The 12,092-nt window shown below is 59.7% G+C and carries 12 protein-coding genes; 5 read left to right on the top strand and 7 right to left on the bottom strand.

Annotation, left to right across the window (positions count from 1 at the left end):
- Nucleotides 1–744, top strand: a 744-nt coding sequence (locus RBB29_RS13635) for a TonB-dependent receptor domain-containing protein (protein ID WP_306116005.1), incomplete at its 5' end; no start/stop codon positions are given.
- 112 nt (nt 745–856) lie between these two features.
- Here the strand turns inward: RBB29_RS13635 and RBB29_RS13630 are convergent.
- Nucleotides 857–1,423 carry a protein-S-isoprenylcysteine O-methyltransferase gene (locus RBB29_RS13630; RefSeq protein WP_306116006.1) on the bottom strand — a complete coding sequence of 189 codons (567 nt, stop codon included), beginning with the start codon at nt 1,421–1,423 and terminating at the stop codon, nt 857–859.
- A 277-nt stretch (nt 1,424–1,700) separates the two neighbouring features.
- Nucleotides 1,701–2,597, bottom strand: a complete 897-nt coding sequence (locus tag RBB29_RS13625) for a LysR family transcriptional regulator (RefSeq protein WP_306116007.1) — start codon at nt 2,595–2,597, stop codon at nt 1,701–1,703.
- A gap of 95 nt (nt 2,598–2,692) precedes the next feature.
- Here RBB29_RS13625 and RBB29_RS13620 point away from each other — a divergent pair, with 95 nt between their 5' ends.
- The 3 genes from RBB29_RS13620 to RBB29_RS13610 are packed head-to-tail and all read left to right on the top strand — an operon-like array spanning nt 2,693 to nt 5,747.
- On the top strand, nt 2,693–3,712 hold the full coding sequence (locus RBB29_RS13620; protein ID WP_306116008.1) for an agmatine/peptidylarginine deiminase: 1,020 nt from the start codon (nt 2,693–2,695) through the stop codon (nt 3,710–3,712).
- Nucleotides 3,712–4,632 carry a LuxR family transcriptional regulator gene (locus RBB29_RS13615; RefSeq protein WP_306116009.1) on the top strand — a complete coding sequence of 307 codons (921 nt, stop codon included), beginning with the start codon at nt 3,712–3,714 and terminating at the stop codon, nt 4,630–4,632. Before RBB29_RS13620 ends, RBB29_RS13615 begins: the two co-directional genes overlap by 1 nt.
- A 17-nt stretch (nt 4,633–4,649) precedes the next feature.
- Nucleotides 4,650–5,747, top strand: a complete 1,098-nt coding sequence (locus RBB29_RS13610) for an agmatine/peptidylarginine deiminase (RefSeq protein WP_306121166.1) — start codon at nt 4,650–4,652, stop codon at nt 5,745–5,747.
- A gap of 88 nt (nt 5,748–5,835) precedes the next feature.
- Here RBB29_RS13610 and RBB29_RS13605 read toward each other — a convergent pair whose 3' ends face one another.
- Both RBB29_RS13605 and RBB29_RS13600 read right to left on the bottom strand, forming a co-directional pair.
- Nucleotides 5,836–6,306 (bottom strand): cupin domain-containing protein, encoded by a 471-nt coding sequence (locus RBB29_RS13605; protein WP_306116011.1) that lies wholly within the window; start codon nt 6,304–6,306, stop codon nt 5,836–5,838.
- Complete coding sequence (locus RBB29_RS13600) at nt 6,303–6,737, bottom strand: carboxymuconolactone decarboxylase family protein (protein WP_306116012.1); 435 nt, start codon at nt 6,735–6,737, stop codon at nt 6,303–6,305. The genes RBB29_RS13605 and RBB29_RS13600 overlap by 4 nt, the downstream gene beginning before the upstream one ends.
- 115 nt (nt 6,738–6,852) lie before the next feature.
- Here RBB29_RS13600 and RBB29_RS13595 point away from each other — a divergent pair, with 115 nt between their 5' ends.
- On the top strand, nt 6,853–7,347 hold the full coding sequence (locus tag RBB29_RS13595) for an Rrf2 family transcriptional regulator (protein WP_306116013.1): 495 nt from the start codon (nt 6,853–6,855) through the stop codon (nt 7,345–7,347).
- 489 nt (nt 7,348–7,836) lie between these two features.
- Here the strand turns inward: RBB29_RS13595 and RBB29_RS13590 are convergent, their stop codons facing one another.
- From RBB29_RS13590 to RBB29_RS13580, 3 genes are all read right to left on the bottom strand, one after another.
- Nucleotides 7,837–8,583: a VOC family protein gene (locus tag RBB29_RS13590; protein WP_306116014.1), complete on the bottom strand. Its 747-nt coding sequence runs from the start codon at nt 8,581–8,583 to the stop codon at nt 7,837–7,839.
- The gene (gene rsgA / locus RBB29_RS13585) at nt 8,573–9,667 is read right to left on the bottom strand and encodes a ribosome small subunit-dependent GTPase A (RefSeq protein ID WP_306116015.1); all 1,095 of its coding nucleotides are present in this window, start codon (nt 9,665–9,667) and stop codon (nt 8,573–8,575) included. Before rsgA ends, RBB29_RS13590 begins: the two co-directional genes overlap by 11 nt.
- 247 nt (nt 9,668–9,914) lie before the next feature.
- Complete coding sequence (locus tag RBB29_RS13580) at nt 9,915–11,870, bottom strand: C1 family peptidase (RefSeq protein ID WP_306116016.1); 1,956 nt, start codon at nt 11,868–11,870, stop codon at nt 9,915–9,917.
- Between the last annotated feature and the right edge of the window lie 222 nt (nt 11,871–12,092).

The raw sequence follows: 12,092 nt of genomic DNA, 5'->3' as shown, positions 1-12,092 counted from the left end.
ACAAACTGGCCGCGTAAGGCGATCAAACCCAAACCAAGGACTCTCCGCAAGGTGGAGGAAACTTGGGGCTCAGGTCATTCCTACTCCGACACATTCCGCTTTCAGGACCAGGTTGGATTGACGGATGTGAACGGAAACGAAATTCTTCCGGAAACGGCCGAAAACTACGAAATTGGTCTCAAATTCAACGCGCTGGACGGAAACCTGGTTGGAACCGCGGCACTCTTCCGGACGGACAAGGATAATCTCATCGAAGCAGCACCCTTTCCGGCCTTCGGGCGTGCGGTCAATATCGGGTCGGTGCGAAGCGAGGGTTTCGAGTTTGATCTCGCTGGCGACCTGGGCAACGGATGGAGTTTCGGCGCGGCCTACACCTATCTGGATACAGCCATCAGCAACAATGAAAATCCCGCACTGCCCAAAGGGACAAGGCTCCGGAATGTGCCACAACACGCAGCCTCTTTGCGTTTGGCCTACGAGTTCAACAATGATTGGCGGGTCTTCGGCGCAGCCATCTACGAAAGTGAAAAGCGGACGACAACATCCCCGACTGTGTTGACCGAGCTGCCATCCTATATCCGGTTCGATATCGGGGCGTCGAAGAAGATCACCGACGATGCGGAAGTAACTCTTTTCATCGAGAACGTGACCGACGAGGTCTATTACACCTCAGCAGCCAACAACAACAACGTGGCCGTCGGCGCACCGATGAACGCGACGCTGGCCTTTACAAAACGGTTCTGACCCCAGCGGGGGTTAGAAGGGAAGGTCATGTCCGGGTGCCGGTTCATTTGAACCGCGCGCCCGGATTGTTCTTATGCGGAGGCCCTTCTTCTGAGGCATCCAGAGATTACGTTCACCGACGTTTCCCTATGCGACTTCTAGGCAGGTAAAAAAGGCCGGACGTGCCTCCTGCGTACCTCTCCCATTCGGTTCCAAATTCGGAGCGCATCATGGCCTCTTCATCATCAATCCTCAGCGCACACAGCGTTGCAACCGAAAAGAGCCCGAACAAACCCACGATCCAGTTGCCAATCAGGCATGCCTGCGCAAACGCGAGCAGAAAGATGGCCGAATACATCGGATGCTGCAATTTGGAATATACGCCCCATGTCACAAGTTGCTGCTTTTCTTTCCGTTCCAGGATCGGCGACCAGTTGTCGCCGAGACCTGCATGAGCCCGCCAGAACAGGATCAGGCCGACAGGTGCGAGGCAGGAACCGGCCATCAGAAGCATGGTGGGGCTGTTGATCCTGGCAAAATCGAACAACGGCGTTGCGATCGACAGAAAAGGAAGGAACGACATTCCAACAACAACCAGGGCGACCAGAGCCTTTTCTCGCGCAGGTGCTACCTGTTGTTCAACTTTGCCTTCGGGCGGCTGAGCGTAGTTCATCCGGATCGTTGACATTATGACGTGCATCAGCAGATAGGCGCCTTCGCCCGGGCTCAGCGATTGTCTTAGCTTGATCGCCCATCTCTCATTTGGTGCCGGAATCTACGTCGCCGGAATGGTTTGGTCACAACTCGTGCGTTGACATCGACCCACAGTACAGTTTGTTCAGCGGTCGTTCGGGTTTGAGCTCACCGAGCCGGGTGATGTGGCACCAGTGGGATGGGTCCGACATGGTTGATGCCTGCCGGGCAGGGGGCCACTCCGTTGGATTGTTGCAAATCCCCGGCGTCCGACCGAGCAGGTTTCAGTCTTCCAGGGCCTGATCGCAAAGCCATTGCCAAGTATCGGTCACGGCTTGGCGGGAGAGGGTGCGTTTCCAGGCGGAGATATGGAACCCTTGGGAGCACTCGAGATGTGATGAGCCCACGCGAACAAGGCCTCCTTGGTCGAGCAGGGGACGCGCCAGGATTTCCGATCCGAGGCAGACACCATGGCCAAGCGCCGCGGCCTGCAGCATCATTCCCGGGTCGGAGAAGTTGAGGCCGCTGGAGAAATCCTTCCGCCCAGATTGCGCCTTGGCGAACCACTTTTGCCAGTCATCCACTCCCTCGTCATGCAGGAGCGGCGCGGTATCCAGGCGCGTTTGGTCCGGGTCATCGGGCAGGGACACGGCGAGCGTCGGCGCGGCCATCGGCCAAAGCCGGTCGGTCGTCAGTGGCGCGGTGATTGTCCCGTCGTCCTGCCACGGCCGGGTCGAGATCGAGATGTCGATCTCGGCCTCTTCCGGCACCCATGTTTCGTCCGTGGTGTGCAGCCAGGGTTCAACATCCGGCAGGGCCGCCCGCAATCTTGCCAGGCGCGGCAGAAACCAGCCCTGTGCCAGCGCCGGCGACATCATCACGATGACCGAACCGGGTTTGGTATAGGCATGCAGGCGGCGTACCCCATGACGAACCGTCTCAAGCGCCTCCTGAGCGGTTTGCCGAAGGTCCCTGCCGGCATCCGTCAGGTCAATCCGGCGCCCGATACGGTGAAACAGCGGCTGCCCCAGATGGTCCTCGAGGGTGCGCACCTGATGGCTGATGGCGGATTGGGTGATGTTCAACTCTTCGGCGGCCCGGGAAAAGCTGCCATGCCGGGCCGCGGCCTCGAACCCCACCAGCGCGGTGAGGGGTGGCAGGGATCGGTACGGGTTATTCATGAGTAATTTTTGCCATAAATATGATTATTTCGCGCTTTGTCCTAATAAAATCTCATGTGATTATCCTTCGCAACGCTTTTCTTCGGGACTCTGCCATGCTGCATCAATCACCGACACCACAGGATCTTGGTTTTCGGATGCCTGCCGAGTTCGGGCTCCATGCGCGGACCTGGATGATGTGGCCTTGCCGCAAGATCGTCTGGCCGGATATGCACGCCACCCGGCAGAGCTATGCCGCGGTGGCCCATGCGATTCGCGCGTTCGAGCCGGTGACGATGGTCGTTGACCCCGATGACATGGCCGAGGCGCGGGCGATGCTGGGCGCAGATATCGACCTGATCGAGCTGCCGATTGACGATTCCTGGGCGCGTGATGCCGGGCCGAATTTCCTGCGGGACGCGGCAGGCAACAAGGCCGCAGCACTCTTCGGGTTCAATGCCTGGGGTCGGAAATACGATCCCTTTGACAAGGACGCTGCCGCCGGACGCGCCATGGCTGAGATCGCCGGTGCGCGCCCTTTCACCAGCCGCCTCATTGCGGAGGGTGGCGGCCTCAGCGTTGACGGCGAGGGAACGATCCTCACCACGCGGACGTGTTTCCCCAACGCCAATCGCAATCCGGATTGGACGCTCGAAGAGATTGAACGCGATTTGATGGCGATGTTGGGCGGCGAAAAGGTCATCTGGCTGCCCGGCAATGCTGAAGAGACGGAAACCGACGGGCATGTTGACGGTATCGCTGTATTCGTCGCACCAGGTGTGGTTCTGATCGAAGGGGCGGATGATCCCGCCGATCCTTGGCGCGCGATCAAACAGGCGAACATTGATGCGCTCGAGGGTGAGACCGATGCCAGGGGGCGGCCAATCCGGCTTGTGAAAATCCCGGAGGCGGATGAAAGCTGCGCCGTTGGTGAGCGTTTCTGCCTGTCTTATGTCAACGCCTATTTCTGCAACGGCGGTGTGGTCATGCCACGATATGGCACCCGTTCGGACGATGAGGCGCGCGAGATTTACGAAGATCTGTTTCCAGAAGCACGGGTTGCGATGGTCGACATACGAGACATCGCCGTGGGCGGTGGCGGTATCCACTGCATTACCCAGCAGGAGCCAGCCTGATGCAGGCGGTCGCCCCGGGAAATTCTGACCGGACGCTGCGACTTGTCGCGGGGAAGGATCATCCGCACGAAAGTGCGGGGGCGACGGCCCCACGCACCGTTACCCTGTTGGCGCAGGCTGTCCTAGCCGTTGGAACGCCGCGGTTTCCGTCGTTGCTTGCCGAAATCTGCAAAAAGGTATCGGGGTTCGAATCCGTCTTTGCATGTGCGTTTTTCCCGGACCATGCCCCCATCGTGGTTTTCGATGACCTCGAAACTACCGACGGTGCCGCCGTTCTGACGCCCTATCTGAATTGGGCATACCTGTTGGATCCGCTGCACGAACTTTATCGCGCCGGCAATGGGGATCTGGTTGAAATGCTGTCGGGTTTCGCCCCGGATGATTTTCGCCAAAGCGATTATTTCAAACGCTTTTATGCCGCGACGGGGCTGGCTGACGAGTGTGGTGTGATCCTGCGGTGTGGCGGCGGCGCGGCCATTGTCCTGTCGCTTGGTATTCGCCATGGCCGGTCCGGGTGCGCTGATGCGCGGGCGCGTCTGCTTGACATACTGCCCCTGCTGGGTGCGCTGGCGCGGCGTCATTGGCCAGGTCTTTCGCCTGCGTCAACATCCGGCATCGGCCGTATCGGTGGCCATGTCGAACAAGCCTTCGCCCTTTTCGGCACATCTGTTCTGAGCGACCGCGAAGCCGAAGTGGCGCATCTGATTGCCAAAGGGCACTCGAACAAATCCATCGCCCGGAGATTGGGCAACAGCCCCGAAACGGTCAAGGTGCATCGCAAGCGCATCTATACCAAGTTGGGGGTGAATTCGCAGGGCGGTTTCTTTTCCGTCTTCATGGCGGCCTTGTCCGCCACGCCGCCCGGCGCGGAAAATGACCCACTGGACTTTCTGCCACCTGACTTTTGCCCCGCTCACTGATACCAAGGGAAAGAATAATGATGACACGCCGCGACATCATGAAATCGACAGCTGCGCTGACAGCTTCTGGAGTTTTGCCCGCCCATGCCGGTCTGACCGGCGCGCGAAGCGCCGGGTTTTTCTATCCGGAAGAGGCACAGCCGCATGAGCGTACCTTCATGCAGTGGCCGGTCAGCCGGTTTGTCTATTCCGACGGGGCGTTTCTGACGGCGTTGCAGGAGACGATCGCGGATATTGCCAACACCATCGTCGCGTTCGAACCGGTGGTGATGCTGATGGCCGCGGAACATATCGCCGCGGCGCGCCGTCTGCTGAGCGAACGGGTGGAGATTTGGGACATCCCGACCGAAGATCTTTGGGCGCGTGACAGCGGGCCGTCGTTTGTCATCGACGGCAAGGGCGGCCTGGCCATGACACATTTCAATTTCAACGGTTGGGGCGGCAAGCAGTTGCATCGCAAAGATGGCATGATCGCGACCCGCGTGGCCGAGCGGTTGGGCCTTGAGTTGTTCGATGTCGGTCTTGTCGGCGAGGCCGGTGGGGCCGAGTTCGATGGCGAAGGCACCCTGATCGCGCATGCCAGTTCCTGGGTCAATCCGAACCGCAACAAGGGCTCGAAACAGGAGGTGGAAACACTCCTGCTTGAGACTTATGGCGCCGACAAGGTGATCTGGGCGCCGGGCATCAAGGGTGCCGACATCACCGACTATCACATCGATGCACTGGCCAGGTTTGTCGAGCCTGGCACGGTCCTGATCCAGATTGGCGCAGAAGTTGATCCCGACGACCCCTGGAGCAAGGCGGCCTTTGAAACTTACGATATTCTTCGCAACGCGACGGATGCCAAGGGGCGGCCGCTTGAGTTGGTGGAGCTACCCGAACCTTGGGATATCAGGGTGAAGAGCTATGATTTCGTGGCGTCTTACGTGAACTATTACGTGTGCAATGGCGCCGTAATCGCATCCGAATTTGGCGACAGATCCGCGGATAAAGAAGCCCACACGATCTTGTCGGATCTCTATCCCGACCGCGAAATTGTCATGCTCGACACCGACCCGGTGGGGGAAGTTGGCGGCGGCATCCACTGCGCCACCCACGAGCAGCCGAAGGTCTGATTGCAGAACCCTCGGCGACAGGGCCCACCGGGGCGGATTATCCTTGACGTCTGTCGGCGCAGGCGTGGCTTGAAGCTGTCCAAGGGCGTTAAGGTTCCTCCTTCTCCGGCCTGGTAATCACCGCATCGACCGCGCTGTAGACGACGGCCAGAAACCGGGCTGGCTCGGTCCGGCTGGGGTTTTCCGTGCGTTGATGCAGGGCCTCCGCGGGTTCGATCCAGCTTTGCCCCGCAACATAATCGACAGGGTCTTCGCCTTCCATTTGGCTGCGGATCTGGCCCTCAAGCAGGTAGATATAGACAAAACCGCCATGGCGATGCGGCCCGACGACCGCGCCGGGGGCAAGTTCGATGGTCAATGCGGTCACGATGCGATCCGGGAAGTCGGGCAGGGGAGCTTGAAGCTCGACCTGTCGTTTCAAACCTGACCGGCCCGCGTGTACGTCATGCGCCTGCGCGGCCACCGGTATCGCAAGCCCCAGGAAGCAGGCAAGAAAACCTCTGCCGATCTGGCGCCGCCGGATACCCGGGGGCACCCTGTTTCGCGCGGCAAAGCTCATGGCTGCATCCGGGCGCCCACGCCGATGCGATTCCAGAGGTTCATCGTGCCGATGGCGACCGTCAGAGCCGCAAGTTCCTGTTCGGAGAATTCGGCGTGGACCTCGTCATAGGCGTCATCCGACCCGTGGGAGCCGGGGAGCATCGTCAGGGCCTCGGCCCAGGAGAGCGCCGCCCGTTCGCGAGTGTCGAACTGTGTCGTTTCGCGCCAGACCGGCAGGAGATTGAGGAGGGTCTGATCAATGCCGTGTTGAAGGGCTTCCTTGATGTGCATATCGACGCAGAACGCGCAGCCATTAATCTGCGAAATCCTGATCTTGACCAGGTGAACAAGGCGCGCGTCCGCCTCAGATCCGGCAACGGCCGCGTTCAGTTCCATGAGGGCTTCGTAGAGGTGAGGCGTGTCTTTGACGACGTTGAATCGGAGGGTCATCTGTTGGATCCTTTGGGTGAGTGGTGGTTGCTTGCGAATCATCGATAGTTTATATCCATGATTAGTTTCTGCAACCAAGGTTTTGCAAAATGCAGAAAATAGAGAGGTGACTTGAATGCGGCGTATGGGAGATGGGGTTGAAGCGGCGTTGCATTGCGCCCTTGTGCTGGCCGCCTTGCCGAAGGGAAAGGTATTGTCAGGCCGGGATCTTGCGGTCCTCCATGGCATTTCGGAAAGCTATCTGCTCAAACACCTGCGTGCCTTGACCGCGGCAAAGGTGACCGAGGCGGTGCCCGGCCCCCGCGGGGGGTATCGCCTGACCCGACCCGCCGAGGAGGTCTCGATGCTTGATGTTGTCGAGGCCATCGACGGCAGTGGCCCGGCCTTCGTCTGCCGTGAAATCCGCCAGAAGGGCGATGTTACCACGAATGCGCGATGCGCCTATGACAAGGATTGTTTTATCAAGCGGCGGATGCTGGGTGCCGAGCGGGTGTGGCGGGACGCCCTGCGCGCGCAGACACTGAAGGATCTTCTTGACGACGGAGCGGTCGAAATCGGCGCGCAAAACCTTGAAGCCGTTGAAGAATTTATCGCCGAGAGGCAGCGTTAAATCGCGCTCCCATTGGTCGGTCCGCCAATGTCGGTAGCAAACAGAGCGTTGCGGGGATACATGGACGTAGTGAGTGATGGAAAACCAGAGCCACCTAAGCAGCTCATCAATATGATTTCTTAACTTTTGGCAATCTTGTAGGTTTCCTGACCTGTGCCAGAGGCCAACCGCTTGGAATCTGAAACGGAAGTCTTTTTTGCTAACGCAATTTGATAATGACCCGTCATAGCGCGCGCACAACTTATGAGGACAAATCACCCGCAGAGTTCAAGATATTCGAGACAGAATATGACAGTGCATTGTTCTGCGGAGACCATGTGATCGCGGGTATCATCTAGCAACGGCTCCGATCTCTCGGGGCTGGCGGGATGTATCCGGCGTGAGTTTCATGGCGGGCACCTGATGGCGGTTGAACTCATTAAGGGGTTCGGACAGACGCCGGGCTTTGATGAATTCAACCTGAACTGACAACCAGCCGCCTTTGCGAAGCTAGGTCTTTTGCCATTCGGTCAGGTGGATCACGGTACCATCGGGATCACGGATGAACCGTCCGCTAGGGCATGACGTCTCGGCCGCATGGTGGATGTCGCCCACTCGCCCGATCAACGCCGCTTTTCGGACCGCCTCTGGAGGATTTGCGACCTTGACGCTTGGAACCCACTGCGCAGATGGGACCTCACCGACCGTCTTGGCGATGTGATGGCCGGTTGCGGTGAGGAGCCTTTGGCCGTCACCCTGGCCCCCCTTGGGCATCCAGTCGAACAGGGGTCCATAGAAGTCCAGCGGAAAGGGCCGGGCGTCGGAGGCATAGAGTTCCGCCCCGAATTGCCGCTTAGGGACCGGAAAGCTGTGCCGCGACAACGCGATCCCGATCACCGCACCGTTGGGGTCCCGCAACAGCGCATTGCGACCGACGCCGGGAACGTCGAAGGGTGCGCGCATAATGCTGCCGCCCAAACGCGCCGCCAGATCGGCGCTGTCGTCGACATCATCCACTTCGACATAGGCAACCCACCCAGGTGCCATTTCCGCCGGTGCGTCGATGATGCCTGCCCCGGCCTGCATCCCCGAAAGGGCCAGAACATAGTCCTGCACGCCGGAACCCCAGGCGAAGTCCGTCGCGTGTTCGGTCTTGTAATGCCACTCGGCGATGACCCGATAGAAGGACATGACCCGTGGCCGGTCCCGGGTAAAGAGATCGTGCCAGACGATCCGACCTGTCTTGTCACTTCCCATGCCATTTCCCCTTCGACTTCTGCTTCGTGACCTGGCGCACCATTTTGCCGAACGCCTTGTCCTTGTGCCGCCGCTCGGCGAGGCTGGCAGAGTTGAACGCATCCTCCGCCACCAGTTTGCGCCACCGCTGCAGGCGGGCCTCGCCGATCTGACCAGCCTCAAGCGCCGCCTGAACGGCGCAGCCGGGCTCGGTGACGTGCTGGCAGTCATTGAACCGGCAGGTCGCGGCCAGCGCCTGAATATCCGCGAAGAGGTCTTCGATCCCGGATGCCGCATCCATGAGCTGCAACTCCCGCATGCCCGGCGTGTCGAGAACAAGACATCCCCCCGGCACCAGGTGCAGTTGCCGCCGTGTGGTTGTGTGGCGGCCCTTGGCGTCATCTTCGCGGATCCCCTGGGTCTCGATGGATTGGTTGCCGGCCAGCGCATTCGTGAGGGTCGATTTGCCCACACCGGATGAGCCGAGGAAAGCGACCGTTTGACCTGGCTTGCACCATTCTGCCAATGCCTGCGCCGGTTCGTCGCCCCGAGCGTCAAGGGCGATCACCGGGACCCGCTCCGAAATGGCGCGGGCCTCGTCGAGATAGGGGGTGATGTTCTCGGTCAAATCCGCCTTTGTCAGCACGATCACCGGCGCGATCTCCGCCTCAAAGCACAGCGCGATGTAGCGTTCGAGGCGGGCGATGTTGAAGTCCTGATTGCAGGAGGTCACGATTAAACAGGTGTCCAGATTGGCGGCGATCAGTTGCTCTTGCCGATCGGTACCTGGCGCGCGGCGTTTGAGGATGCTCTTGCGCCGCAGGACCCGGCTGGATGGTGGCGCGTTGGTGTTGAGCAGCAGCCAATCGCCAACCGTTGCACCCGTGATAGGCGGGATCGTCTGGTCGATATCGTCACCGACCACATGCATCACCGCGCGGTGCACTTCGGTGATCCGCACCGGCGGTGTTTCGGTCAGCTCGGCAATGTCGATCTGTTGCGCAAAAAAGGGCTGCCAGCCATAGGTTTCGAGGGTCGACCGGCGCCGCGGTTGCGGTTCGTGTTGCGAGGTCGACGGGAAGAACTTGGAATAGTCACGTGTCATCGTGATGAGCTTTCATGTCTCGGCACCGAGGGTCGCTCGGGCGTCAGGAGTCAGGGATAACTGAGGTTGCAAGCCATGCCTCTGCGAACGCGAGGTGTCGCAGGGTGTTCAGGTGTCTGACTTGCATCGGGAGGCGCGATGCCTCCCCTCCTTACCGGGGCATAAAATCTCCATTCCAGTGCCTGTGAGTTATGCTGCGCCAGCGGGATTTTCAAGCTGTGAGACCCGCCATAACGACGCAGATGGCTCAGTAGCCGATGACATCTTCCGGCTGGAAGCACTTTGCCGGGGTTGGTTTCTTGCCGAGGATGGTCTTGAGGATGTCGTTCATCGTCTGCCGGTCATTGTCGAAACCGCCATGGGTCCTGCTATCGGTCAATGTCGGCTCGCGGCCTGCATAGATGATCTTGTGGCCAGCCTTGGATGGCACGTCGGATTTGAACTTTTCGAGGCCGAGGAGGGGCATTTTCTTTTCGTCCTCGAAGGCGTTCGACACGAGATAGAGCAGCGATTTTCGATAGGGACCCACGGTGTCGTCAAGTTCCCGCTGGTCGATCAGATTGTATTGCCGGAGTTTCGCAAGGCCGTCAGCGGCCCCGGCCTTTCCGACCCTGGGGAGGTAAGCGTCGTTGAAGAGATCGAGCGTACATGCGGGGGCCATGAGCGAGCAGGACTTGACCGGTGTGTCGAGCGGGTTCATCCGGTTCATCGCCTCCAGCAGATGCGCCAGGAGGATGGATCCGGCGCTATGACCCACGAGGTGAATGTTGAGCGGCTTGTCGCGCCTGGCATTGCCTTGCAAGAGGGCCTGCACGGCTTTGCGACCGCCACCATCGCTGCGAAAGCTCTGCGCCGCATCCCATTTCATGTCCCGCCAGATCGCCTTGCCGGGGCCGCGCACAACCGCTTCAAACATGCGATCAAAGAAGTCGGACGCAGAACCGACACGCGCTTCGGACTTCGTGCGGGCGCTGAAAATGACATCCTTCAGGGTCTCGACGAAGCCGGTCTCCCACATGAAATGGATGGGATAGATGCCGTTGCGCTTGAACACCTCTTTCATCTTGCGCACCCGGTTTGCCGAGGCCGAGAGGTTGTTCAGGCCGCCATGGGCATAAAACATGAGGTGCTTGTACCCGCGCTCTGCTGTGGCGGTTTCATCAGCCAGGAAATTGGCGGTTTCGCGGATGGTGGCAATGGGCGTTGGATGCTTGCCGGTATCGACGAGCTTGCCGTCATTGAGGTGAATGATGTGGCCAACGACATCTTCGTGCCGCGGTTCTCGAAGGCTCTGTACCTCGAAAAGGGGTTCGCTTTCGGGCTCGCTTTCCTTGACCGTGAGGTCGAACGCGTCAGGTGTCGGCACAGAAAGCCGCAGGACCCAGGCATCCATGATCGTGGCCGACCAATCCGCGTATAACCAGCGGGCAACGCCGGGCCTGCCGCCAAGTTTTCCCCAATCCTCACCCCAGGAATTCTGCACCAGGAACCCCTTTTCGTCGTATCCGACAATGATAAACGCATGCCCCCCTTCGGTGAGGTGCGATGGCTTGATCTCGCCCTTGGACGGCTTCAGCCAGCCGCGGTGAATATTGGCCGAGGCAAGGATGACGCCCGCCTCGTTCAGGGCCGCGTGATAGTCAATGATCTCCGGGCGCAGACGGTAATACGCGCCGAGGCCGACGTTGCGCGCATCCTTGGCCTGCTCGACGGTGAGGGACCAGTTCCGTTCGCCGTCCTGATAGGGCGCGAGCTCATCCTTGCAAGCGCCGTTGTTGTAAAACCCCTTGAGAGCGCCGCGGATGCTCGACCCTTCGTAATGCTCGCCCGGCCACTCATCATTGATCTTGGCCATTTCGTAGAGCATGCGTGGACTAACCGGTGGGGCCTCAAAGGGCGGGATCCGGCGGTTGTGCCGCAGGCGGTCCATCAAGGTAATGGCGCTGGCCAAGGCAAAACCGGTGCAGGCACCTTCGCTGCCCTGGTCCCTGACGGGGCTGATTGTCGCCTCTTGCGGTTCCATGGAAAGGGCGAGGTCAAGAAGCGCGGGCTCATAGATCCGGTCCCGCAAATCGGGCGCGTCGGTCAGGACATTGAGCACCCGCTCGCCCAGCCTTGGTGCGGCGTCCAGTGTTTTTGACGGGTCGGCGGATTTGGCTTTTGCAGCCTTACGCTTTGGTTTCTTTGTGGCTTTCGGGGCCATGTCACTCTCCCCCTAATGAAATTTTCAATATCTGTAGTGATAAAAAGACGCTGATGCTCAACGTGTGGTCATCTTAACCACAGATGGCATTCGCGCAATGGTGGTGCAGGGGAGCGTAAATCGCCCCTAAGTCCGCTATCCTTGGCCCATCCTGTCTGATTGGTGCCGAAATGGATACAATTCCCACGATCGGTCACAGTTTCGCCCGAAACGGCAGGTAAT

Source organism: Roseovarius sp. MMSF_3359 (assembly GCF_030733385.1).
In the GTDB taxonomy this organism is placed as follows: Bacteria; Pseudomonadota; Alphaproteobacteria; order Rhodobacterales; family Rhodobacteraceae; genus Roseovarius.
The sequence above is the reverse complement of the archived record's forward strand: the minus strand, read 5'-3'. Positions and strand labels throughout refer to the sequence as shown.